A 23246-nucleotide genomic window follows, 5' to 3' on the forward strand; every position below is an offset into this window, starting at 1 on the left:
CGTCCCCATCGCTCAGGTATCGAATTTGGGAAGAGCGAGGCCGCGCAGGCGCAGGGCGTTGCCGATCACCGATACCGAAGACAGGCTCATCGCTGCGGCCGCGATCATTGGGTTCAAGAGCAACCCGGTCCATGGATAGAGAACACCTGCCGCGACCGGAATGCCGAGCGCGTTATACGCAAAAGCAAAGAACAGGTTCTGCCTGATGTTGCGCATAGTCGCCCGAGACAGGACGAGCGCCTGAACAACGCCGACGAGGTCCCCGCGCACCAGTGTCACGCCCGCGCTTTCAATCGCGACATCGGTACCCGTTCCCATCGCAATCCCGACGTGCGAAGCGGCAAGCGCGGGTGCGTCGTTTATGCCGTCGCCGGCCATAGCGACCCGGCGACCCTCGCTCTTCAACTGCTCGATCTTGCGATGTTTGTCCTCGGGCGAGACGTTCGCTTCGACTTCGTCGATACCGACCTGGCTTGCTACCGCACGCGCGGTGGCTTCGCTGTCGCCGGTAAGCATCACGATTTTGATGCCGCGCTCATGCAGCGCGGCAATAGCGGTGCGGCTGGTTTCCTTGATCGGATCGGCGACAGCGATAAGGCCTGCCGGTGCCCCGTCCACGGCCACGAACATCACCGTCTGTCCGAGGCTTCGGCCTTCGTCCGCCGTTGACCGCCAGCCTTCTTCGAGCGCCCCTATACGCTCCATCATCTTTTCATTCCCGATCGCGACCCTGCGCTTGTCGACATTTGCCTGGATGCCTTCGCCGGTCACGGACTCGATATCGGAAGCGTCGAGAATGGCAGCGCCCCTGTTTTGAGCCCCTTCCACGATCGCGTGGGCGAGCGGATGCTCGCTTCCTCTCTCAACGGCAGCGACAAGGCTCAGCAATTCCTGTTCGTCGAACTCTGGCTGCGGTTTTACATCGACAAGATCGGGCTTGCCCCGGGTCAGCGTGCCGGTCTTGTCGACAACCAGCGTATCGATCTTTTCCAGCGTTTCGAGGGCTTCGGCGTTCTTGATCAGGATGCCGTGCTGGGCTCCCTTGCCGGTACCGGTCATGATCGACATCGGCGTTGCCAGGCCAAGCGCGCAGGGACAGGCGATGATCAGAACGGCGACCGCGTTGACGAGTGCGTAGGCAAGAGCCGGTGCGGGCCCCCAGATGGCCCAGACGACAAAACTCACGATAGCGACAAGGACGACGATGGGTACGAACCATCCGGTGACCTGGTCGGCGAGCCGCTGGATCGGTGCCCGGCTGCGCTGGGCCTCCGCGACCATCTGCACGATCTTCGAGAGCATGGTGTCCGCGCCGACCTGCGTCGCGCGCATGGTAAAGCTGCCGGTCTGGTTGACAGTGCCGCCGATCACCGGATCGCCCGCGCTTTTCTTGACGGGAATGGGTTCGCCACTGATCATGGATTCGTCGATGGCACTGCTTCCATCCTCGAGCGTGCCATCGACGGGGACCTTGTCGCCCGGACGCACGCGCAGCAGGTCCCCCGACGTCAATTCATCGAGCGGTACTTCGCGCTCGTCTCCGCGACCGAAGATCTTCATCGCGGTCGGGGGTGCGAGTTCGAGAAGCGCTCGCAAGGCGCTCGATGTCGATCCGCGCGCCTTGAGCTCGAGCACCTGCCCGAGCAGCACGAGGGTCGTGATAACCGCTGCGGCCTCGTAATAGACGCCGACCCGGCCCGTATGATCGCGGAATGCCTCGGGAAAGATGTCCGGGGCGAGGGTTGCCACAAGGCTGAACAGATAGGCGATGGCGACGCCGAAGCCGATCAGGGTGAACATGTTGAGGTTCATGGTCCGGACCGATTGCAGCGCGCGGGTGAAGAAGGGCCAGCCGCCCCAAAGCACCACCGGAGTTGCCAGCAGGAGCTGCAGCCACTGCGCGATAGCGGGTTCGATGACCTGATCGAACGGTCGCGACGGGATCATGTCGCCCATCGCATAGGCGAAGAGCGGCAGCGTGAAGAGCGCGCTCCACCAGAACCTTCGCCGCATGTCGACGAGTTCGGGATCGGGGCCCTCGTTCAGAGTGATCGTTTCGGGTTCGAGGGCCATCCCGCATATCGGGCAAGAGCCCGGCCCCGGCTGCCGGATCTCCGGATGCATCGGACAGGTGTATATGGTACCTTCCGGGACATCCTCGACAGCATCGAGGTGCGCCTTCGAAAGATACATCTCCGGATCCGCGCGGAACTTGTCGAGGCAGCGCGAGGAGCAGAAGTAATGGTCGCCACCCTCGTGTCGATCGACGAAGCGGGCGCCGTCCATCTTCACGCTCATTCCGCAAACGGGGTCGGTCGCCATACCCTCGATTGCATTGTGCCCATCGCTCATCTGTCGTTCTCCCCTAATTGGCCATCACCACGAACTGCCCCATCATGCCTGCGTCCTCGTGCTCGAGGATATGGCAGTGATACATGTAGGGAGTGTCGGGATCGGTATTTTCTTCGAACCGCAACAGCAGCCTGACCTGTTCACGCGGGTTGACGATTACGGTGTCCTTGAAGCCCGCCTCTTCCGCCCGCGGAGGCCGACCGTCCCGGTCGAGCAAGCGGAACTGCACGTTATGAATATGAAAGGGATGGGCCATCATCGATGCGTTGGCGATTTCCCATATTTCCCACTGACCCACCGGTACGCGCTGATTGATGACGTCCATGTCCATGGTTTCGCCGTTGATCGACATGCCCCGGCCCATCATGCCCATATCGAGCACGAAACGGCGGCTGCGAACGGCGAGTGAGGGGTCTGGCGCAGCAAGCGCGGCCAGAGTGGGCGGGAGCATTACTGGAGTTGACGCGCCTGAGGGGCGCATATCGAGGATCGAAAACGTGCGCCCCTGCCTCTCGCGATCGGCCCGGTTTCCCATCATTCCGCCGCCCATCATACCCCCGCCTTGCCCGCCCATCATGCCCATGGCGTTAGCAGGGCTGCTGGCAATCAGCCGGAGCGGGCGCCCTTCGGAAAGATCGACGATCACTTGTGCGCGTTCGCCTGGGGCAAGGGTAAGACTGCGAACCTCGCTTGGCGCGGCAAGCAGGCCGCCATCGCTTGCGATGAGTTGCATCGGACGATCACCTTCGAGCGAGAAGGTGTAGAACCGCGCATTCGATCCATTGAGAAGCCGCAGGCGCAGCGGACCGGCGGCGGCCTCGAAAACGGCATTGGCCGTTCCGTTCACATAGATGCGCTCACCCATCACCCCCATCATCCGCGAGTGCATATCGAGCGGGTAAACAAGGCGGCCCGCGCCGTCGATCACGCGATCCTGCACGACGAGCGGTATGTCATCTACACCGTACCGGCTCGGCAGATCGAGGCGATCCTCTTCCTCGTCGCGCACGTAGATCGGGGCAGCAAGTCCGGCATAGACCTGTGGTCCGGCCCGGCGATGCAGATGCGAATGATACCAGTATAACGAAGCGCGCTGGCGTATTTCGAAGGACGGGCTCCAGCGCTCACCGGGCCGTATGAGCTGGTGCGGCCCGCCATCCGCTGTGGCGGGAAGTTCGAAACCATGCCAGTGAACGGTCGCATCTTCGGCAAGCTTGTTGTCGATGTGAAAGCGAACCTGTTCGCCGCGGCGCATTTCGAGGGTCGGGCCGAGATAGGATGCGTCGATACCGAACGTCGGTGACGGCGTGCCTGACACGAATTCCTTCTCGCCCGGTGTCAGGGACAGGCGAAAGACACGCTCGCCCCGTTCGATCGTTCCGGCCTGTAGCCGAGGTATGGCAAGAGGATTGCTTGCTCCTCGCTGATCGAGCGACATCCTTCCTTGCGTGTCGCAACCCACCAGCGGCAGCGCCGCGAAACCCGTCGCCGCGAGGCCGGCGCTCTTGATGAAGTCGCGGCGATCCTTAAAGTCGGGCCTGTCGATACCTGGCATATTCACCTGTTTTTGCGTGGGAGGCACCGGCGCAACCGAGCGCCTCCCACCCACCGTCCTATCGCGGCGTTACCGAGGTAACGACGCTGCCTTCGGTTCCAGTACGAAATTCAAAGGCTATTCCCTCACCGACACTGACCTGTTCGAGGATTTGCGCGTCGGCTTCGAAGGTCATCGTCATCGCGGGCCATCCGATACTTTCGACCGGACCATGCTCGATGGTCACCGTGCCAGCCTCGGCATCGATGGCTGTAACCGTTCCCTCCGCGCTGGCGCTCTGCTCGCCGCCGGTCTCCTCCGCCATCGGCATTTCGCCTGACATGGGCATGCTGTCCGAGTTCGCCATGTCGTCTGACATCATGGTCTCTGAGCTGTCGTCTGCAGCGTCGCAGGCTGCAAGCGCCAGCGGTGCCGCGAGCAGGATCATGTAGGTTGGGGTACGCACTCTTCTTCTCCTTGAGGGTTGGCCGGTTTTTCCGGACGGGGGCGCCGCAACAACAGATAGGCGGCGGGAAGCAGGAACATGGACAGGAGCGGGGCGGTGATCATGCCGCCAACCATCGGCGCGGCGATGCGGCTCATGACTTCCGAGCCCGCGCCGGTGCCGATCAGGATCGGAAAGAGACCCGCAAGGATGACTGCGACGGTCATCGCCTTGGGCCGCACGCGCAGGAGCGCGCCTTCCCGGATGGCCTCGTCTACTTCTTCGGCGCTCAGATCACCGCGTCGCCGCTCCAGTGCGGCTTTCAGGTAAATCAGCATCACTACGCCGAATTCGGCGGAGACGCCGGCAAGCGCGATGAAACCGACCGCAGTCGCCACCGACTGGTTGTAGCCCATCAGATAGAGCAACCAGTATCCGCCCGTCAGCGCGAAGGGCAGCGTGCCCATGATCAGCAAGGCTTCGTCCCAGCGCCGGAAAATGAGATAGAGCAGCAGGAAAATGATCGCAAGCGTCGCGGGAACCACGACCTTCAGTCGCTCATAGGCGCGCGTCAGATATTCGAACTGGCCCGCATAGGACAGGCTGACGCCGGCAGGAAGATCGACACCCGCGGCGACGACCTCCTGCAGATCGGCGACCACCGAAGTAAGATCGCGGCCCCGGACGTCGACGTAGATGTAGCTGGTCAGTCGGCCCTGTTCGCTCTTGAGCATGGGCGGACCGTCGCTGACGGCGATACGGGCGACAGTGCCAAGCGTGATCTGTTGGCCGGACGGCGTCAGAACCGGCAAGGCCCTGAGTTCATCGACGCTGTCCCTGATTTCGCGGGGATAGCGCACATTGATCGGATAGCGCGCCAGCCCCTCGACGGTCCGTGCGACATTGGCGCCGCCTATTGCACCAGAGACGATCTGCTGGATGTCGGCAATGTTGAGCCCGTATCGCGCGGCAGCCATCCGGTCGATATCGACATCGACATAGCGACCGCCCGACAGGCGCTCGGCCAGCGCGGAACTCACGCCAGGCACGGTCTTGGCGATACGCTCCACATCGAGTGCAACGCGTTCGAGTTGATCGAGATCGTCGCCTGACACCTTGACCCCGATCGGGCTCTTGATCCCGGTCGCGAGCATGTCGATCCGGTTGCGGATCGGCGGCACCCAGACATTGGCGAGGCCCGGCACCTGAACGACCCGGTCGAGTTCCTCGACCAGCAGATCGGGCGTCATTCCCTCGCGCCATTCTTCGCGGGGCTTGAAGCGGATCGTCGTTTCGAACATCGTCAGGGGCGCCGGATCGGTTGCCGTATCGGCGCGCCCCGCCTTTCCGAACACCGTTTCCACTTCCGGGACCGACTTGATCAGGCGATCGGTGCGCTGCAGCAGCGCCGACGCCTCGCCGGGCGAAAGCCCGGGCAATGCACTCGGCATATAGAGCAAATCGCCTTCATCGAGCGGCGGGAGGAACTCGCCGCCAAGCCGGGTGAAGGGGATCGCGGTGGTAAGGAAGATTACTGCCGCGATAGCCAGTGTCGCCTTGGGGCGCCGCATGACCCAGTCGAGCCCCGGACGATAGATTTTCGTCAGCCAGCGGTTGAGAAAATTGGCATCCTCCGAAGGGATCCTCCCTCGGATCAGCCATCCCATCATCACCGGCACCAGAGTTACCGAGAGAATGGCCGCGGCAGCCATCGCATAGGTCTTGGTGAAAGCGAGCGGTGCGAACAGACGCCCCTCCTGCGCCTGGAGGGTGAAGACCGGTAGGAACGACAGGGTAATGATCAGCAGACTGAAGAACAGCGCCGGCCCCACTTCCTTCGATGCATCGGCGATGATCCGCCAGCGTTCCTTCACCGCGAGCGCGGTATCAGGATTATCGTGTTCCCATCGCTCGAGATGCTTGTGCGCGTTCTCGATCATGACGACGGCGGCATCGACCATCGCACCGACTGCGATGGCTATTCCACCCAGCGACATGATGTTGGCATTGACGCCCTGGAAGCGCATCACGATGAAGGCTGCGAGCACGCCCAAAGGCAGGGTGATGATCGCCACGAGTGCCGAGCGTGCGTGCCAGAGGAACAGCGCGCATACGAGAGCCACGACAATAAACTCTTCGATAAGCTTCGTGGTGAGGTTCTCTATCGACGCATCAATGAGCTGGGATCGGTCGTAGGTCGTGACGATCTCGACGCCTTCGGGAAGGCTTGCCTGCAGCTCGTCGAGTTTCTGTTCCACGGCCTGGATCGCGCTTCGCGCATCAGCTCCCTGGCGCAGGACGATGATGCCGCCGGCAACTTCGCCTTCGCCATTGAGCTCGGCGATGCCTCGGCGCAGTTCGGGTCCTACCTGGATTGTCGCTACGTCGCCAAGCGTGACCGGAATGCCGCCGCTCGCAGTGCGTAGTGGAATCTGCCGAAAATCCTCGAGGTCGCCGAGATAGCCCGAGGCGCGGACCATATATTCGGCTTCGCCCATCTCGACGATCGAGCCGCCCGCTTCCTGGTTGGCGGCCTGGATTGCGCTCACGATCTCGGCGTGAGTCACGCCGAGCGATGCCATCCGGTAAGGTTCCAGCACGACCTGGTATTGCTTGACCATTCCGCCGACGCTGGCGACCTCGGCAATGCCGGGAATCGTCTTGAGCTCGTAGCGCAGGAACCAGTCCTGCAGGCTGCGCAGTCCTGCAAGGTCATGTCCGCCGGTCCGGTCGACCAGCGCATATTCGTAGATCCACCCCACACCGGTTGCATCGGGTCCGAGCGTGCTCGTGACGCCATCGGGCAGGCGGTTCTGCACCTGGTTGAGATATTCGAGCACTCGCGAGCGTGCCCAGTAGAGGTCGGTACCGTCCTGGAAGATGATATACACATAGCTGTCACCGAACATCGAATAGCCGCGGACGGTTTTCGCCCCCGGCACCGAGAGCATGGTCGTCGCCAGGGGATAGGTGACCTGGTCCTCGACGATCCGGGGGGCCTGCCCCGGATAGTTTGACCGGACCACAACCTGCACATCGGACAGATCGGGCAACGCGTTGACCGGCGTCGTGCGCACCGCCCAGAAACCGGCCAGCGTCACCGCGACGGCGGCGAGAACGATAAACAGGCGGTTGGCGATCGAGGCATCGATTATCCGAGCAATCATTGTCCGGCCCTCGTGATAGACTCGATCCGGGGGCCGGCATCCTCCTGGGTGAAGGTGAAGCGCACCCTGCCTCCCGTCTCGAGGCCGCGCATTTGCGCCGCGCTCTTCGTGCGGAAGGTCATGGTCATCGCGGGCCAATCGAGCCGGGGCACAGGACCATGCCGCAGCGTCACCGAACCATTGGCGATCGCTTGGATCGTGCCGGTGGCACTGAAGGTCGCTGGCTCGTCCCCGCCGCTGTTTGGCGCGTCCTCCGACTGATCGATCGGACGGACGTCTAGCCCGGTGAGGCTTGCTTCGGAATCGAGCAGGAACTGACCCGATGTCACGACCTGTTCGCCTGCCGACAGACCGGCCAGAACCTCGGTCCTGCCACCCGCTTCGCGGCCGATCCGGACCTCGGCGGGCAGGAAACCGCCCCCGTCCTGTCTTACCATCACGATGGTTCGACGTCCGGTCCTGATAACCGCTTCGGATGGGACCAGCAGCGCGCGGTGTGCGTCCGGGGTCAGCGAGACCTGTGCGAACATGCCCGGCTTAAGGTGACCGGACGCGTTGGGCAGTTGCGCACGAACGGTGATCGTACGGCTTGCATCCTCCGCGCTCGGCAGGATAGCGACAATGGGCCCGGAAAAGCGTTCCTCGGGGAATGCGGTCAGCGTCGCGCTGACAGGTTGCCCGACGCGGACAGTCGCCGCCTGCCTTTCAGGCACCGCGGCTTCGAGCCAGATCGGTGAGAAACCGGTTATCTCGGCGAGCGTCTGTCCGGCCATGACTGTCATTCCCGGACGCACGCCGAGCGATGTGATGGCACCTCCAATCGGCGCGGTAACGGTGATCGTGGACTGCGGACGTCCATTGCGCCCTACCGATGAGATCAGGCCTGGAGGCATGCCCAAAAGGCGCATGCGTTCGCGCATGGCCTGCGCAAGTTCTTCATCACCGCTGTTCAGGACGGCCAGATACTCCTGCTGCGCTCCGCCCCATTCGGGAACCAGGATATCCGCGAGCGGCGCGCCCCGTCCAACGACATCGTCGGGCGCGCGGCCGTAGGTTCTTTGTACATAGCCTCCGGCACGTGGCTGGACGATCGCGACGTCGCGTTCATTGTAGGCCAGAACGCCTGTGACGGTTATTTCCGGCTCGAGGACGCCGTACTCGGCTTCAGTGGTGCGGATGCCGAAATTCTGCACCAGGCCGGGATCTATCCTGACGCCTGCAGTGGCCTCCTCGCCCGCGCACTTGGGCACCAGCTGCATATCCATGAAGGGCGAATTGCCCGGCTCGTCGAAGTGCTGCCCCGGCACCATCGGGTCGTACCAGTAAAGGACCTCCTCGCATTCGGTCGCACTGCCGCCCGCGTCGCTTGCACCACCCTGGCCTTCGCCGAGCTGCGAGAGACCATAGCCGGCGGCAAGACTGATGAGCGCGACCGTGCCTGCCATCATCCAAGATTTCTGGCGCGGCGACAGCCTGTCCCACGCGGCTCCCATTGCGGCTCTCATCGGCCATACTCCCCATAGGTCAGTCGCAGGTTCGCGGCGGCTTCGACGGTCGCTTCCTCGCGTTGCAGAATGTCCACCCGCAGCACGGCGAGCGTTTTGATGGCGTCGATGACGTCGAGCAGTTCCGCGCGGCCCGCGGCAAAGCTCGCGCGCTCGAGGTCCACGCGGCTTTCGGCAAGGGGAAGCAATTCGTCGGTCGCGCGCTGCCATTGTCGATAAGCGCTGCGCCATGCCGCGAGATCGGTTTCGAACCGGGCTTCGAGTTCACGCAGCCGATCGGCTCTGGCCGACTGTGCCGCAGCCGCTTCGGCTTCGGCGGCGGCTATACGCGGGTTTTGGCGCCGGTCCGCGAAAATCGGGAGCGTGATCGAACCCATCACCGAGATTGCATCGCCAAAATCGGGATCGCGCCGTCCATAGCTCACATTGACGCCGAAATCCGGACGCCTTTCCGATCGCGCAAGATCGCTTCTCGCTTCCGCTTGGCGGACCTGCGCAAGCGCCACGACAAGCTCCGGATTGCTTTGGAGCATGGCCCGCAAACCTTCGGGATCGAGATCGGCCGAAGGGATGGTTCCGGTCGCGGTAGCGTTCGGCAGAGCCGTATAGCGCGACAGCATGGCCTGAGCGGCCTCTCGGTCGGCTTCGATCCTGGTCCGCATGTCTGCGACTTCGAGCACGGCACGGCGTACTTCCAGACTTTCGGCGGGCCTGGCCGAACCGGCGGCGACAGAACTGCGCGCGAGTGGTACGAGCCCCTCGATTTCAGCGAGTGCATCGTCGGCGACGGTCAGAGCCCGTTGGGCATAAGCCAACGAGATCCATGCCATTCCTGCTCCGAGGCGCACCCTGTAACGGGTTTGACGCAACTGTGCTGCGGCAAGATCGATGTCGGCGTCCGCTATTCCAAACCGGGCCCGACGTTTCGCGAGATTGGGGATCTCCTGTTCGATGCCGACTTGGATCTGCGTTGGGAGCTGGCGATTCAGCTCGAATGCAGCCGGCCCGCTTAGCGGCAGGTTCTGGATGCCCGCGCGTAGGCGCGGGTCTGGCAGTTCATCGGCAGCGTCGGCGATCTCGCGCCGGGCGTCCAGTCGCAGCTCGCTTGTTCGAACCTGCGGCTGGTCGCTCGTTGCTGCTCGTAAAGCTTCCTCATAGCCCACCGACTGGGCATTACTCGCCGGCGCAAGGGCCAGCAGGACCGGAAGCGCGGTCCAGCTTATTCGTTTCATGATCGTTCATCCGCAAAAGGAGCGCGTCAGGCACGCGTTCCGGATCACCGGCCCGCGTCGAGCGCAGGCCGTTCATCCAGAGGCAGGAGCGCGCAGGCTTAAGCCTGCACGCGGGTCATGCCGGAAATTGCGGAGGTGGCGGTTCTGGCCCCAGCCTTGGGGCGGCGAGCGAATTGGAGATCAAACCGCTGAATTGAGCAGCCTGCGCCGGTAAGTCTTCGGAAAGGGTCGCATCAGCGCCGGGAGCGAGCGGCGCAATGCACCCGAGCGCCACCAGACAATCCAGCCGAAGGTTCTTGCAAGGTGCGCTGCCGTCATCTTCCGTGGAAGTCGCGCCCGCCATCGTTTCCATCTCTGCGCAGGCCGGATCGCCTGCGTCGACGACCTGAGGAAGAGCAGAAGCATGCGCGGCCGACTGGACGAATAGCCCGCAGGCGATCAATAACAGTCCTAGGGTACGCAAGGCTCGCATCACACTCACCTAGAGCTTTGCCGCTTTTAAGACAAGGTCATGCAGCCTGCGGAGAGTCTCAAAATTATCGTGACCCCTCCCGATTGTCGCCGTACGTGTCTCGAACATGCCGCCTCCTCCTCAGTCGATTCCCAGTTCGGCTTTCAGCGCTGTCATGCTTTCGAAGCGGTCTTCTTCTGGGCGGGCTATTGCGGGCTTGGCGTTGACCCAGGTGTTCTCGCAGACGAATTCGAGCATCGCTGCCGCAAGATCCGCGTGCCGGCAACGAAAGCAACCTTCGGCAAGGCGCTCGTCGGAAATGACGGCTTCACCGGTATAGGGTTCGTCCAGGAGCCAGCCCGGTCGCGCAGCCGTCCATTCCAGGCCTTTCGCGCGCTCCAGAAGATCTTCCATTGCGCGCATCTGTTCGAGAATATTGTGCAAGGCTGGTCTTGCCGTGAGCTCGAACCATGCAGGAACGCTGGGCTGCGGCTCTACAAACGCCGCCGATATCACGACGATCCGGGAAATGCCGGTCGTCGACATCGCTTCCACCAGCTTGCGGGTTCCCTCCGTATAAAGCGGAGGCGGATCGATCGCCGTAGATGGACTAAACCCTATACCGAGTGCGGAAATAACAGCACGGCAACCTTCGAGCTCGCTGCTGAAGTCGTCATTGAGAACGTCGCACTGGAAATACTCGACATTGTCGACCCTGTCCGATGGTTCGGGCAGGGTGTGTTCGAACGCTCGTACCGCGATGCCCTTGCGGACGAAGCTCACCATTCGCATACTCACCCGAGGCGCTTGCTGTGACAGGGATCAGCTTGCCGTTGATCTTGATCGCGCCGCCACCGCTGTTGTCGTAGACGAACGACGGAAACGCGACCTCAGTCAGGCGAAACTGACACGTGTTCTCGGCTCCCAGCGTGGCGAGGTCCGCGTCGCTCATGGTCTCGGGCAGCATGAGGCCGGGGCTGAGGTTGGCAAGAGCGCTCGCAGCACTCTCTATCGGCGCCGCAGTTGCCGGGGGATCGAGCTGTGCTTCGCGATCATTGCCGACCGCGGTATTGGTGTTGCAGGCCGCCAGAGGGAGGGCTGCAAGCGTCAGGATTGCGATCTTGTTCATTGCTGCATCTCCTCGGGCAGGCGTTCTTCGGTGCGCGGACCGTTTTCCTCGATGTCCTGGATGAGATATTTCATCTCGGCGATCTCGCGCCGCTGCGCGACGATGATGGCCTGCGCGAGTTCGCGAACCCGCGGATCCTTCAGGCTCGCCCTCTCGCTAGTCATGATCGCGATCGAGTGGTGCGGGATCATCGCGGCCATGTATTCGGTATCGTCCACCGTGGTCTGGCTGCGTACGAGCCATAGCGCGAGCGCGAAGACGACGGCTCCGACACCCAAGATGATGAAGTTCTTGGTCCGGTCCTTGTACATGCCCCACATGAAGAGAAGCATGACCACCATCATCATCGCGCCCATGACGAACATCATCCAGAAGCGCGTCTCGCTCCAGAAAACGTCGTCCATGTCGAAGCTGTTGGCATACATCAGGAAGAACATGATCACGGTCGAGGTCGATACCATTGCCATGAACCGCCAGTAGTTGCCGCCCCCTCCACCTTTTTCGTGTGCATCGTGCCTAGCTTCAGCCATATCAATTCTCCTTTTCGCTCATGGTTTGATAGACATATTGGGCGGTGCAACTGATCATCAGGAACCCGGTAAGGGCGGCGATGCCGGAAATGGCGCGCATGTGCCCGGCGGGCAGAATATCGCCGAGACCGACCGTCGAGATCGTGATCAGCGCGAAGTAGTAATAATCCATCCAGCTGTTGATGACGTCCTTCTCGAGCCCGCCAAGGCCCCAGACGGAAGCGAGATACATTCCGCCCGCGAATATGCCGGCGATGACCAGATGGCTGAGAAGAACGAGGCTGGAGCCTGCAAGCAGCCGGAAATGGCGTGGGTCCTTGCCTGGCGGAGAAACGGCTTTCGCCCCGCGCAGCATCAACATGTGGAAGTAGAGAGAGATCGCGAACAGCGCGAAACCGAGAAGCAGTGCCCAAATCATAGCGAGACCCAACCCAGGGCCTTGGCACCCATCCAAAGACCCATACCGATCATGAACAGGTTCTCGGTCAACGATACGAAGCCGAGCGGCACGTTGCTGCTTCCGCCGACGCAAGCGCATTTCAACTCGCGCTTGTCGATGTAGACCGCCTTGAACACGCTGACCGCGCCGACCGTCCCTATGAACAGCGATACCGGAACCGAGACGATCGGAAGCGCGTGCGCGACCATTAATATTCCAGCCAAACCCTCACCGAACGGATATAGAAATCCATATCGTACCCAGCGTCGCGCCAGCAGATCGTAGTTGAGGAACATGGTCGAGAAGCTGCGCACGTCCTGCAACTTCTGGATCGCGAGCAAGGCCATCGATAGGCTGACAAACCATTCGACCGCTTCCACCGTGAAAATCGTGTCGAAAACGTACCAGCTAATTGCCAGACCCAGGAGGAAAGCGACGCCGAAAATGGCAATGACGGGCTGGTAGCTGGTCTCGTCATCACCGGCTTGCGTTCTTTTCTTGCCGACATGCTCACGGACATCGTCGTAACCTCCGATGCGCTTCCCGCCGATGAAGGTTTGGGGGGTGGTTTCTACCCCATGCTGCTCTTTGAACGCATCGGTCTCCTCGCGCGTTTTCAAATGGTGGTCGTCCACCTCGAAACCTTCGCGTTTGAGCAAATCGACCGTTTTCAATCCATACGGACAAACGTGGTCCGGCATGACCATTCGGTAAACGGTGGCAGTTTTAGTCGTCACGATATGCTCCGTCTTGAATTTCTTTTGATCCGCGAACTTGGCGCCTCGATCCTCGTTGGCTTTTGGTCGCTGCCTTTGCGCTCGTGTTCTACTAACGGGGTCACCGCCTCTCTTCCGCCGGTCTTTCTGAAGCGGAGTCCATCGCTTGCGAACGCCTGGACAAATAGAACCATTCGGCGATGAAAACGGCGGCAATGCCTGCGACCGCATAGGCGACGACCGCAGGGTCGGTTTTGAGCTTGGCGAAGGCAAAAGCTGTCAGGACTACGCTGTCCGCCACGAGTGCCGACCATAGCACCCAGGCACGCGCACCGATCTCTTCCCGCAAACCGCGCAGCACGCCCCAATGCACAAGCATGTCCATTACGAGATAGAAAAATGCTCCGAGCGAAGCGATCCGCGACAGATCGAACAGGACCGCGAGCGTGCCGGCAATCACTACGGTATAGACCAGCATGTGACTGCGGATCGGTCCGCTCATGCCGAAATGGCTATGCGGGATCATCTTCATCTCGGTCAGCATCGTCAGCATTCGCGAAACGGCGAAAACACTGGCGATGACACCCGAGGTCGTGGCTGCGATCGCGATTGCGACTGTGAAATAGAAGCCAAGCTCTCCGAGCGCGGGGCGCGCAGCTGCCGCAAGAGAGTAATCGCGCGCCTCGGCTATTTCTGAAGTGCTGAGGCTGGCGCCGACCGCCACCGCGACGAGAAGGTAGACGACCACGCATACTGCGATCGAAATGATAATGGTTCTGCCGACATTCCGATGCGGATCGATGATTTCGCCGCCGCTGTTGGTGATGGTGGTGAAACCCTTGAAAGCGAGGATCGAGAAAGCGACCGAAGCGAGCAACGCGTCGAGGCCCGAAAGCGCGACCGGCTCTGCGAAGGCACCGCCTGAAAATCCGGTGGCCCAGATCGCCGCAATTGCGAACAGGGCGATGCCGCCGATCTTGATTGCCGACATAATGAGCGAAAACCCGCTGACCGATTTGTTGCCGGCAGCATTCACGAAATAGGCGAAAACGATGAGGGCCAGTGCCGCGACGGAGACCAGAATGCCGCTGCTTTCGAGCCCAAAGGGCCGCAAGGCATAGGTCGCGAAGGTCCGAGCGACCAGGCTTTCGTTGATGACCATCGACAGCGCCATCAGGAGCGATGCCGATGCTGCAACGACGCCCGGTCCGTAAGCCTTCTGAAGGATCATCGCGATGCCGCCAGAGGAGGGCCAGCGGTTCGACATCTTGATGTAGCTGTAGGCGGCAAGCGAGGTAACCAGCGCGCCGACTATGAAAGAAAGCGGAAATAACGGTCCAGCCAGTTCGGCAATCTGGCCGGTCAGTGCGAAGATACCTGCGCCAATCATGACGCCGGTCCCCATCGCGACACCGCCCAGCAACGTTATCGAGCCCGCATTCTCGCTATGTTGATCGTCGCCATCTGTCTGCAAGTCTTTCCCCTGTCTATGTCATCCCGTCCGAGAAGCATCACGACAAGCAGTACGTTGGGCAGAGGTTCACCCCTTAAAAAGATCCAGCATTTCTGACCGAGCTTTTGACTATCGCATTTCTCCTATTTCGTGCGTGCTGCAATCATACAAATTGGAAGGGTCCGGGACTGTGGGGGCAGCCAGCCCGGACCCGGCGAGAAGTTCGACAGGCTTCTGTGTCGCTTCCCGCAATTAGTCCTCATCGCCTGCAACCTTTCATGCCGACGCATGGAGTGGCTTCACCCCCTTACGGAAAGGACGCGAAGACGCTCTGTCCGGTTGGGCCAAAGGCGATGACGTCGTAAGGCTGGATCCGGTTTCCGGCCTCCATGCCGGGCGATCCCAGAGGCATTCCCGGAACCGCGAGGCCGGCAACGCCGGCGGGCCGTTCGCGCAAAAGCTTGGCGACGGCTTCTGCAGGCACGTGACCTTCGATGATGTATCCATCGACCTCCATCGTATGGCATGACCATAACTCTTGGGGTACGCCCCGCGCGGTCTTGATCGCCGCCATGTCGTTGCTGTCGACCGATGCCACCTTCGTGTTCATCCCGTCTTCGACATGGCCTGCCCAGTTGAGACAGCACCCACATCCTGGATCCCGGAACATCGTATAGGTCGCTGCCTGAGCCACGTTCGAACAGGCTGCCAGCACGAGCAAGGCCGCGCCGCTAATCGATCGCCGGAGCAGCGAAGGCTTTTTCAAATTCATTGTGCAATTCCTTTCTTGTATCCGCGCCATAGCGAGATCGTCCCGGTTGCCGTCGGGAACCGTTGGAGCAGGCATGGCTCGGTGAAGATTTCGGCGAACAGTTTTTCGACTTCGCCGTCGGCGCTGGGCTGCGTGTCGCTTATGCCGTCAAGAGACTGGACGGTCGCCCGGAAGAGGCTCCGCATGAGTGGGCTATCCTGCTTCATATAATCGGAGATCAACACGGTTCCGCCTGGCACGAGCAAGCTTTCGATGGTTTCCAGGATTGTCTGCTTCTTGCGCAAGGGGACCTGGTGCAGGACGAGGCTGCTGACGATCTTGTTCGGCTGCCACCCTGCGGGTAGCTTGAGGCTTTCGAGAAAGCCATTGTGCCATTTCACGAGATCGGCTCCCGCGCCAAACTTGCGCCGCGCAAGCGCGAGCGCATCCGGGTCGGGTTCGACACCGATCAGACCCGCTTCCGGACAATCCGTCATCAAGGCCTTGAGAAGAGTGCCGGTTCCGCTGCCAACATCGATCACCCGGTCGCCGGGGACAAGGTGCAGCTCTTCGACAATCCTTTGGCACCAGAGATGTTCGCGGGTGAACAGACCGATCGCCCGGTCGTAAAGCGGCGTCAGAAAGCTCTTGCCAAGAAGAGGCGTAAATTCGCCGTGATCTTCAGGTGCGGTGATATTGCTCACGAGTTGGTTTCCATTCATCCCGGCTTCGACCCGATTCTGACAGACCCGTCTCGATTACGTATGGTGGTGGACATTCCCTCAAAAAAAGAAGTTTAAGGGATTGTGCAGGCGAGCGCGTATAGGACACGTGCAACCCACAGGAGTTTTTCGGATGCGTGACAATCACTCTCTTGATGCGGTGCTCGGAACCCTTTCCGCCACCGGCACCAGCGAGGTCCCCGCCGACTTCATGGATGGCGTTTGGCAGCGCGCCGGACAGCTTGGCGAAATCGCCGACCGACGCCGCCGGACGGCTCTGTTCGTCGGTCTGTTCGTCGTCGGGCTTGGAGCTGGCGCCGGAACGAGCGGTTGGCCCGGCGGCTATGGCACGTCTTCCGCGTCATTTGGCGAGAGTCTTATCCTCGGCGAACAGCTGTCCCCATCGGCGCTCCTCCATGTGGAGCAATAGGGTTTGAAGACGACGCATATCGTTCTCGCGGTGCTTCTCGCAGCACTTGCAGGATGCCTCGGCGCGATTGCCGCGGACCGCTGGGCCAATCACGAGGCTGGCTCCGGCCTCCACGATTTCGTGCACGACGAGCTCAACCTGACGGCCGACCAGGAGCAGCGTCTCGATGCGCTCGAGGCCCGTTTCGCGGTCGAAAGGGCGCGGCTCGAAGGATTGGTGCGCGCAGCCAATGCCCGGCTCGCCCAGGCGATGGAAACCGAGCATGAGTACGGTCCCGAGGTCTCGGCCGCGATCGACGAGGTGCATGCACGCATGGGCGATCTGCAGAAGGCAACGGTGCGCCATGTCTTCGACATGCGCGAAATTCTCGAACCCGAGCAGCAACGCCAGTTCGACCGCAAGGTCTCCGACGCCCTGACCCGCGACCCGCGCGACTGAAGCGCCATGTCGGGGGCGGGCGACAATCCGGATGAGGCCCTTGTTTCGCAGGCGAGGGCCGGAAGCAAGCGGGCTTTCAGCAAACTCGTCGAGTATGAAACGGGTCGGCTTCTCGCGCTCGCGACACGCATGCTTTCCTCTCCTTCTCAGGCCGAGGACGTTGTTCAGGACAGCCTGGCCTCGGTGTGGCTGACGCGCCATCGGCTCGATCCGGACAAGCCGATCGGACCCTATCTGACAACCGTCGTCCTCAACCGCTGCCGGGACCGTTTGCGCAGGCGCAAGGTCGCAGGCTTTTTCGGACTGTCAGGCGATGCCGAACTCCATTCCATCGCCGACGATTTGCCGGGTCCTGAAACGTCGGCCGTTTCCAGGGAAGAGCTCAATCTCGTTCAGGCCGAGATCGCGCGAATGCCTGTAAGGCTGCGCGAAGCCATCGTGCTCGTGACCATCGAGGGGCGTAGCCAGGCCGAGGCGGCCGATCTTCTCGGAACGACCGAAAAGGCGATCGAAACCCGCGTATACCGCGCGCGCAACAGGCTGAAGGAGCGCTTCGAAAAACTTTGAGGGGTTGGGTGGGCGCGCGCGTAAGTAACGGTAAACGCCAAGTCAGGAGCCCTTTATGATCGCCGTCAATCGACGCAAGTTTCTCGGAGCCGGAGCAGGAGGAATGGGTCTGCTCGGCCTTGCCGGGGCGATGCCTGCCTGGGCACGGGGCGCGAACATCCTCGCAGGTAACGCCCGCAAGGGGCTGGACGAGATATCCGGCCCCAATATCGACCTCACCGTTGCCCGATCGGCCTTCGCGACCGGCAACAGGCGCGGCGGCGCGATCGCCGTCAATGGCACGATCCCCGGTCCGCTGTTGCGATTGCAGGAAGGCACGACCGTCCGGCTCAATGTCCATAACCAGCTCGAGGAAGATACCTCGATCCACTGGCACGGTCTGCTCGTGCCGTTTCAGCTCGATGGAGTGCCTGGCGTGAGCTTTCCCGGCGTCAAACCGGGAGAGACCTTCACCGCCGAATTTCCGGTTCGCCAGTCGGGTACCTACTGGTGGCACTCGCATAGCGGCCTGCAGGAACAGGCCGGGCATTACGGCGCGATCGTGGTCGACCCCGCCGGACCCGATCCGGTCCAGGCCGACCGCGAATATATCGTGGTGCTGAGCGAATTCAGCGAAATGTCGCCCCACACGATTTTCGACAAGCTCAAGAAGGGCGAAGGCTACTTCAACTACAACCAGAACACCTGGACCGACGATTACCCGCTTTCGGGCGAGGATCGCCGGATGTGGGCGAAAATGCGCATGATGCCGACGGACATCCTCGACGTGTCGAGCGCGGCTTATACCTATCTTCTGAACGGCCATGGCCCGCTCGACAATCTGGAATACCTCTTCCGCCCGGGCGAACGCGTGCGGCTGCGCTTCATCAATGCCGGCGCCATGACCTTCTTCAATATTCGCATTCCCGGCCTGCCGATGACCATCGTTCAGGCGGACGGGCAGAACGTCGAGCCGGTGGAGGTCGACGAGTTCCAGATCGGTGTGGCCGAGACATACGACGTCGTCGTGACGCCGGGCGCGCAACAAGCCTACACGCTGGTCGCGGAGTCGATGGACCGCTCGGGCATGGGTATTGCCACACTCGCGAGCGCACCCGGCGCTCGCGCCGCCATTCCGCCGCTGCGCGATCCGCCGCTTCTGACCATGGCCGACATGGGCATGAGCGGCATGGACCACGGCTCGTCTGGCGATGCCGGCATGTCGGGCATGGACCACGGAAGTGGCGGCGACATGGCGGGGATGGATCATGGTTCGTCCGGCGAATCCGAGATGGCAGGCATGGCCGGCATGTCGGGGATGCAGATGCGCGACACGTCGCTTCTGCCGCCCGATGTGAAGGTCGGGCCCGGTCTCGACATGGTCTCGATGAACCCGGTCGACCGCATGGGCGATCCCGGCATCGGTCTCGCCGATGTGCCGCATCGTACGCTCGACTATCGCAAGCTGCGCGCTCTGACGCCGCACCGCGAGGGCCGCACGCCGTCCCGGCGAATGGAAATTCATCTGACCGGCAATATGGAGCGCTACATGTGGTCGTTCGACGGCAAGAAGTTCTCCGCCGTCTCAGACGAGCCGATCCGTTTCGCCTATAACGAGCGCGTGCGCGTGAAGCTCGTCAACGACACGATGATGGCGCACCCCATTCACTTGCACGGTCATTTCTTCGAGCTGGTCAATGGCGCGCCGGCCGATCGTCAACCGCTCAAGCACACGGTAATCCTGCAGCCGGGTGGCAGCGCGCAGTTCGACCTGACGGCGGACGAGCCGGGCGACTGGGCCTTCCACTGTCACCTTCTCTACCACATGCATGCCGGGATGTTTCAGATCGTCACGGTCGCCAATCCCGACGGGAGCGAAGCATGAAAATTCGTATTGTCAGCCTGCTCGCATCGGTCGCAGCCGGCTCAGTTCTCGCCTCCCCCGCGGCGGCCCAGCATGCCGGTCATTCGCCGGCGGAACCGCAGCAGAGTGTCGAGGCGCAGGCTGACGCGAAGACAAAGTGCGAGGAAGAAGCCGAGCGCCATCGCGCGATGGGGCATCCGGTTGCAGATGGAGCATGCGAACCGGCTGCCGAGCCTGAAGCCGCGATGGACCACTCCGAGATGGATCACTCAACCATGAATCATGGTTCGATGACCGCTCAGGACGGTCATTCGGGCATGACGATGCCGATGGACGCTGCCCGTCCACAGGCATCGCCCGAAAGTCATGAAGGAATGGATCACGGCTCGATGCCGCAGGGCAAGCCTGCCGAAGGCGGGATGGATCATTCGCAGATGAATCACGGCGAGATGGGACAGGCGGAAGCCGCCAGTTCGTCGATGGACCATGGGCAGATGGATCACAGCCAGATGAACCATGGGCAGACGCCTTCGCAGGACATGCAGGGCATGGACCATTCGGCGATGCAGATGGGCGCGGACGATGATATCCCGCTGCTGCCGCCTCCTCCAGAAGCCGGGAGCGGCCCCGCGCGCGCGGCGGTCGCCATCTGGGGCGAGGAAGCCATGAACGAAGCGCGCCGCGAGCTTGTCCGCGAGACCGACGGAGGAATGCGCTTATGGTTTCAAGGCGATCGGCTCGAATACCGCGCCCGCGAGGGGAAGGATGGATATCTGTGGGACATCCAGGGATATTATGGCGGCGACATCGACAAATTCTGGTTCAAGTCAGAGGGGGAGGGCAGCTTCGGCGAACCCATAGAAGGCGCCGAGGTTCAGGCGCTCTGGAGCCGCGCCATTGCGCCCTTCTTCGATTTCCAGGCGGGTGTTCGCCAGGACCTCACCGGTCCGGAGCGCACGCACGCGGTTATCGGCATACAGGGCCTCATGCCGTACCGTTTCGAGGTCGATGCTGCGGCCTTCGTGTCCACCAAGGGCGATGTGACCGCGCGGATCGAGGGCGAACTCGACCAGCGCATCACGCAGCGGTTGATCCTCCAGCCCAGAGCCGAACTCGCGCTTTCTGCGCAGGACATTCCCGAGCTGGGCATCGGTGCCGGTCTTGATCGGATCGAGGCGGGCCTGCGTCTACGCTACGAGTTCGCGCGCGAATTCGCGCCCTATGTCGGCGTTTCCCAGGAATGGCGCATCGGCGACAGCGCGGATTTTGCGCGGGCCGCCGGAGAGGATCCGAGCGTCACCAATTATGTCGTCGGTGTGCGATTCTGGTTCTGAAATCTCAAAAAGGATAGAACTTCCATGACCAAGACTTTGACACGCATCGCGGCGACTGCGCTTGTTGCCACGCTGATACCGCTGCCAGCCTTCGCGCAGCAGATGGACCACTCTTCCCATGCGAACCATCAGATGCACGCGATGGACGCTTCGGCGGACGATGTCGCGGGCGCTGAAGAAACCCTCAAGGCCTATCGCACCGCTCTTGAAGCGCGCGACGCGCAGGCAATGCGCGCGCTCTTCGCCGAGGACTCGGCGATCTTCGAGAATGGCAAGGCCGAAGGAAGCTTTGCCAATTACATGGAGCATCATCTCGGACCCGAGCTCGACGCGATCGTGAGCTTCACCTTTACCGACCCCACGCTGACCGTCACCCGGATGGGGCACATGGCCCATGCCTATGAGACGTATGGATATCGTATCGAACTTACCGATGGCCGGGTGATCGAGCGCGACGGCGTGGCGACATCGGTGCTTGCTCACGATGCGGACGGGTGGAGAATCGTCCAGTACCATTCCTCGTCGCGCGCGCCGCGCAACTGATTACGGCTTTCGAAGAGGTAGCACCGGTTGGCAACGCCGTCGCTGAAGCTGCGCCTGCATGTGCTCGGCAGCAAGATCCACAAATGGCTGGCGATTTTCGTCGGTGTCCAGGTTCTCTTGTGGATGGGAACCGGCGCCCTCATGTCGTTTCTCGACCTGGAAGAAGTTCGCTCCGAACATGTCGTTTCGCGTGAACGAGAGGCGCTGCCCGCCGATGCCCCGCTCCCGGCCTGGGTCGCAAATGACGGTACTCTTGCAGCGGTGACGACACGTTCGCTCGACGGCGATGCCGTGACCGAGGTCCGAAAGGTCGACGGTAGCGTGAGCCTCCACGATCCGGTGACAGGGCGCAAACTCTCCCCCATCTCTGCTGCGACGGCAAGATCCATCGCGTTGCGCGCATGGACCGGACCGCGCACGACGATCGAAGGCGCGCGGCTCGTTCACGAACCGGTGGGGACCGAGTTTCGCGGACCATTTCCGGCCTGGCAGGTCACCTATGCTGACGAGGCTTCCACGCGCCTCTACATCGATGCCAGCAGCGGCACGCTCGGGGCGGCGCGCAGCGATACATGGCGCCTGTTCGATTTCATCTGGGGCCTGCACATCATGGATTGGACCGAGCGCGATCGCATCAACAGTTGGTGGCTGCTCCTGTTCGGTATTGGCGGCACGATCATATCCCTGTCGGGTTTCGTCCTGCTGGCGAACCGGATGCCGAGGCTGCGTCGTCGCACAAAGAAGAGCAAGCTCGCCTGAGCCCATGGGGCTTATTCGCGTGGGCGCACTGGGCCAGGAGCCCCGAACGGGGCCAGGAGCCGAATGCGTTCGACGATTGCGATCGAGTCGTCAGCAGACGTGATACGGCGGACGCACATCTGTCGCACCAATACCATCAAATTAATGTGAGGGGCAGGCGGCTGCCGTGCGTATCAGGCACATAGGTCGCACTGCAACTGCCGGGCCGGGAGATATACGAGACATGAAAGCCCCCTCATTTTTGGCGCTGCTCGCCGCAAGCCTGCTCTTCGTCGGACCCGTTCAGGCTCATGGCGACGAAAAACACGGCGAAGAGGCGAGCGCCGCGCCTGCTGCCACCAATGGCGATGTGCACGACCAGGCGGCCAGGGCGCAGATGGGCGAGACTGCGGATGCTGGCGAATCCTCCGGCCCGCACGATGAAGCGGGCGGAGGTCATGACGAGGCCGGTGGCCATGCGGATGAGGGCCAAGCCGGCGTCATGGCCGTACTGGAGAAGCTGCATCCGGCAACGATCCATTTCCCGATCGCCTTGTTTCTCATGGCTGCGGCCACCGAAGTGTTCGTGATGCGCCGGAAAGGAGCGGGCCTGGAAAGTGCGGTGCGCGTGCTTGTCTACGGCGGGGCCATCGGCGCGGTGGTCGCAGTCCTGTTCGGATGGATTCACACCGGCCTGTGGTTCGGCGGCGACACCGTCATGCAGGTGCATCGATGGAACGGTATGCTGATTGCCGTTCTCGGTATTGCGATGGCCTATCTCGCGAGCAGGCCGAGCCAGAGCCGCGCATGGTTGCGCGCGTCGATATTCTCCATGGCGGCGCTCGTTCTCATCCAGGGCTTCCTTGGCGGCGAGCTCGCGCATGGGCCGAACCACCTCGGTATTTCCTGGCTCTGAAGGAGTTGAAG

The 23246-nt window shown here is 61.9% G+C and carries 22 protein-coding genes; 8 read left to right on the forward strand and 14 right to left on the reverse strand.

All coding sequences use genetic code 11. The features are described 5' to 3' along the window. Positions 1 to 12: 12 nt before the first annotated feature. From A7A77_RS12570 to A7A77_RS12635, 14 genes are all read right to left on the reverse strand, one after another. Positions 13 to 2352 (reverse strand): heavy metal translocating P-type ATPase, encoded by a 2340-nt coding sequence (locus A7A77_RS12570; RefSeq protein WP_066558690.1) that lies wholly within the window; start codon positions 2350 to 2352, stop codon positions 13 to 15. A 13-nt stretch (positions 2353 to 2365) separates the two neighbouring features. After that, positions 2366 to 3907, reverse strand: coding sequence for a multicopper oxidase family protein (locus A7A77_RS12575; RefSeq protein ID WP_066558692.1), 1542 nt, complete (start codon positions 3905 to 3907; stop codon positions 2366 to 2368). Between the two features lie 58 nt (positions 3908 to 3965). Continuing rightward, positions 3966 to 4352 carry a copper-binding protein gene (locus tag A7A77_RS12580; RefSeq protein ID WP_245638474.1) on the reverse strand — a complete coding sequence of 129 codons (387 nt, stop codon included), beginning with the start codon at positions 4350 to 4352 and terminating at the stop codon, positions 3966 to 3968. Beyond that, complete coding sequence (locus A7A77_RS12585) at positions 4331 to 7498, reverse strand: efflux RND transporter permease subunit (RefSeq protein WP_066558697.1); 3168 nt, start codon at positions 7496 to 7498, stop codon at positions 4331 to 4333. The genes A7A77_RS12580 and A7A77_RS12585 overlap by 22 nt, the downstream gene beginning before the upstream one ends. Further along, positions 7495 to 8991, reverse strand: a complete 1497-nt coding sequence (locus A7A77_RS12590; RefSeq protein WP_066558700.1) for an efflux RND transporter periplasmic adaptor subunit — start codon at positions 8989 to 8991, stop codon at positions 7495 to 7497. Before A7A77_RS12590 ends, A7A77_RS12585 begins: the two co-directional genes overlap by 4 nt. Positions 8992 to 8999: 8 nt before the next feature. After that, on the reverse strand, positions 9000 to 10235 hold the full coding sequence (locus A7A77_RS12595) for a TolC family protein (protein WP_066558702.1): 1236 nt from the start codon (positions 10233 to 10235) through the stop codon (positions 9000 to 9002). 592 nt (positions 10236 to 10827) lie between these two features. Continuing rightward, positions 10828 to 11472 carry an NAD(P)-dependent oxidoreductase gene (locus A7A77_RS12605; RefSeq protein ID WP_245638475.1) on the reverse strand — a complete coding sequence of 215 codons (645 nt, stop codon included), beginning with the start codon at positions 11470 to 11472 and terminating at the stop codon, positions 10828 to 10830. Beyond that, entirely contained in the window at positions 11360 to 11815 is a 456-nt protein-coding gene (locus A7A77_RS17525; RefSeq protein WP_245638476.1) for a DUF6692 family protein, read from the reverse strand. The genes A7A77_RS12605 and A7A77_RS17525 overlap by 113 nt, the downstream gene beginning before the upstream one ends. Then, positions 11812 to 12276, reverse strand: coding sequence for a DUF305 domain-containing protein (locus tag A7A77_RS12610; RefSeq protein ID WP_008603933.1), 465 nt, complete (start codon positions 12274 to 12276; stop codon positions 11812 to 11814). The genes A7A77_RS17525 and A7A77_RS12610 overlap by 4 nt, the downstream gene beginning before the upstream one ends. A gap of 70 nt (positions 12277 to 12346) precedes the next feature. Then, positions 12347 to 12763 (reverse strand): potassium channel family protein, encoded by a 417-nt coding sequence (locus A7A77_RS12615; protein WP_008603934.1) that lies wholly within the window; start codon positions 12761 to 12763, stop codon positions 12347 to 12349. Next, positions 12760 to 13491, reverse strand: coding sequence for a glutaredoxin family protein (locus A7A77_RS12620; RefSeq protein WP_009823997.1), 732 nt, complete (start codon positions 13489 to 13491; stop codon positions 12760 to 12762). The genes A7A77_RS12615 and A7A77_RS12620 overlap by 4 nt, the downstream gene beginning before the upstream one ends. Before the next feature lie 130 nt (positions 13492 to 13621). Further along, positions 13622 to 14974: an APC family permease gene (locus tag A7A77_RS12625; RefSeq protein WP_009823996.1), complete on the reverse strand. Its 1353-nt coding sequence runs from the start codon at positions 14972 to 14974 to the stop codon at positions 13622 to 13624. A gap of 286 nt (positions 14975 to 15260) precedes the next feature. After that, positions 15261 to 15725, reverse strand: coding sequence for a DUF411 domain-containing protein (locus A7A77_RS12630; RefSeq protein ID WP_008603937.1), 465 nt, complete (start codon positions 15723 to 15725; stop codon positions 15261 to 15263). Beyond that, entirely contained in the window at positions 15722 to 16426 is a 705-nt protein-coding gene (locus A7A77_RS12635; RefSeq protein ID WP_066558708.1) for a methyltransferase domain-containing protein, read from the reverse strand. The genes A7A77_RS12630 and A7A77_RS12635 overlap by 4 nt, the downstream gene beginning before the upstream one ends. Positions 16427 to 16559: 133 nt before the next feature. Here A7A77_RS12635 and A7A77_RS12640 point away from each other — a divergent pair, with 133 nt between their 5' ends. The 8 genes from A7A77_RS12640 to A7A77_RS12675 all read left to right on the forward strand — a co-directional run bounded on the left by A7A77_RS12640 (position 16560) and on the right by A7A77_RS12675 (position 23235). Further along, positions 16560 to 16856, forward strand: coding sequence for a hypothetical protein (locus tag A7A77_RS12640; RefSeq protein WP_009823994.1), 297 nt, complete (start codon positions 16560 to 16562; stop codon positions 16854 to 16856). Positions 16857 to 16859: 3 nt separating this feature from the next. Then, complete coding sequence (locus A7A77_RS12645; RefSeq protein ID WP_066558710.1) at positions 16860 to 17294, forward strand: Spy/CpxP family protein refolding chaperone; 435 nt, start codon at positions 16860 to 16862, stop codon at positions 17292 to 17294. A 6-nt stretch (positions 17295 to 17300) separates the two neighbouring features. Next, positions 17301 to 17861, forward strand: a complete 561-nt coding sequence (locus A7A77_RS12650; RefSeq protein WP_066558712.1) for an RNA polymerase sigma factor — start codon at positions 17301 to 17303, stop codon at positions 17859 to 17861. Positions 17862 to 17916: 55 nt separating this feature from the next. Then, a complete protein-coding gene (locus A7A77_RS12655) occupies positions 17917 to 19725 on the forward strand; it encodes a copper resistance system multicopper oxidase (RefSeq protein WP_066558715.1) in 1809 nt (602 codons plus the stop codon). After that, a complete protein-coding gene (locus A7A77_RS12660; RefSeq protein WP_066558717.1) occupies positions 19722 to 21038 on the forward strand; it encodes a copper resistance protein B in 1317 nt (438 codons plus the stop codon). Before A7A77_RS12655 ends, A7A77_RS12660 begins: the two co-directional genes overlap by 4 nt. Before the next feature lie 24 nt (positions 21039 to 21062). Further along, positions 21063 to 21581 carry a YybH family protein gene (locus A7A77_RS12665; protein ID WP_082836112.1) on the forward strand — a complete coding sequence of 173 codons (519 nt, stop codon included), beginning with the start codon at positions 21063 to 21065 and terminating at the stop codon, positions 21579 to 21581. 27 nt (positions 21582 to 21608) lie between these two features. Beyond that, entirely contained in the window at positions 21609 to 22340 is a 732-nt protein-coding gene (locus tag A7A77_RS12670) for a PepSY domain-containing protein (protein WP_066558720.1), read from the forward strand. Between the two features lie 223 nt (positions 22341 to 22563). Beyond that, complete coding sequence (locus tag A7A77_RS12675; protein ID WP_066558723.1) at positions 22564 to 23235, forward strand: DUF2231 domain-containing protein; 672 nt, start codon at positions 22564 to 22566, stop codon at positions 23233 to 23235. Positions 23236 to 23246: the final 11 nt, after the last annotated feature.

The sequence above is a fragment of the Croceicoccus bisphenolivorans genome, from assembly GCF_001634625.1.
Lineage (GTDB): Bacteria > Pseudomonadota > Alphaproteobacteria > Sphingomonadales > Sphingomonadaceae > Croceicoccus > Croceicoccus bisphenolivorans.

What these genes read in the sequence shown, in the direction of transcription:
- A7A77_RS12665 (WP_082836112.1), top strand. Translation starts at nt 21,063, where the DNA reads ATGACCAAGACTTTGACACGCATCGCGGCGACTGCGCTTGTTGCCACG.
- A7A77_RS12570 (WP_066558690.1), bottom strand. Translation starts at nt 2,352, where the DNA reads ATGAGCGATGGGCACAATGCAATCGAGGGTATGGCGACCGACCCCGTT.
- A7A77_RS12610 (WP_008603933.1), bottom strand. Translation starts at nt 12,276, where the DNA reads ATGGTATCGACCTCGACCGTGATCATGTTCTTCCTGATGTATGCCAAC.
- A7A77_RS12640 (WP_009823994.1), top strand. Translation starts at nt 16,560, where the DNA reads ATGCGTGACAATCACTCTCTTGATGCGGTGCTCGGAACCCTTTCCGCC.
- A7A77_RS12675 (WP_066558723.1), top strand. Translation starts at nt 22,564, where the DNA reads ATGAAAGCCCCCTCATTTTTGGCGCTGCTCGCCGCAAGCCTGCTCTTC.
- A7A77_RS12605 (WP_245638475.1), bottom strand. Translation starts at nt 11,472, where the DNA reads ATGGTGAGCTTCGTCCGCAAGGGCATCGCGGTACGAGCGTTCGAACAC.
- A7A77_RS12585 (WP_066558697.1), bottom strand. Translation starts at nt 7,498, where the DNA reads ATGATTGCTCGGATAATCGATGCCTCGATCGCCAACCGCCTGTTTATC.
- A7A77_RS12615 (WP_008603934.1), bottom strand. Translation starts at nt 12,763, where the DNA reads ATGATTTGGGCACTGCTTCTCGGTTTCGCGCTGTTCGCGATCTCTCTC.
- A7A77_RS12620 (WP_009823997.1), bottom strand. Translation starts at nt 13,491, where the DNA reads ATGGTCATGCCGGACCACGTTTGTCCGTATGGATTGAAAACGGTCGAT.
- A7A77_RS12630 (WP_008603937.1), bottom strand. Translation starts at nt 15,725, where the DNA reads ATGAATTTGAAAAAGCCTTCGCTGCTCCGGCGATCGATTAGCGGCGCG.
- A7A77_RS12635 (WP_066558708.1), bottom strand. Translation starts at nt 16,426, where the DNA reads ATGAATGGAAACCAACTCGTGAGCAATATCACCGCACCTGAAGATCAC.
- A7A77_RS12595 (WP_066558702.1), bottom strand. Translation starts at nt 10,235, where the DNA reads ATGAAACGAATAAGCTGGACCGCGCTTCCGGTCCTGCTGGCCCTTGCG.
- A7A77_RS12660 (WP_066558717.1), top strand. Translation starts at nt 19,722, where the DNA reads ATGAAAATTCGTATTGTCAGCCTGCTCGCATCGGTCGCAGCCGGCTCA.
- A7A77_RS12590 (WP_066558700.1), bottom strand. Translation starts at nt 8,991, where the DNA reads ATGGGAGCCGCGTGGGACAGGCTGTCGCCGCGCCAGAAATCTTGGATG.
- A7A77_RS12650 (WP_066558712.1), top strand. Translation starts at nt 17,301, where the DNA reads ATGTCGGGGGCGGGCGACAATCCGGATGAGGCCCTTGTTTCGCAGGCG.
- A7A77_RS12575 (WP_066558692.1), bottom strand. Translation starts at nt 3,907, where the DNA reads ATGCCAGGTATCGACAGGCCCGACTTTAAGGATCGCCGCGACTTCATC.
- A7A77_RS17525 (WP_245638476.1), bottom strand. Translation starts at nt 11,815, where the DNA reads ATGAACAAGATCGCAATCCTGACGCTTGCAGCCCTCCCTCTGGCGGCC.
- A7A77_RS12655 (WP_066558715.1), top strand. Translation starts at nt 17,917, where the DNA reads ATGATCGCCGTCAATCGACGCAAGTTTCTCGGAGCCGGAGCAGGAGGA.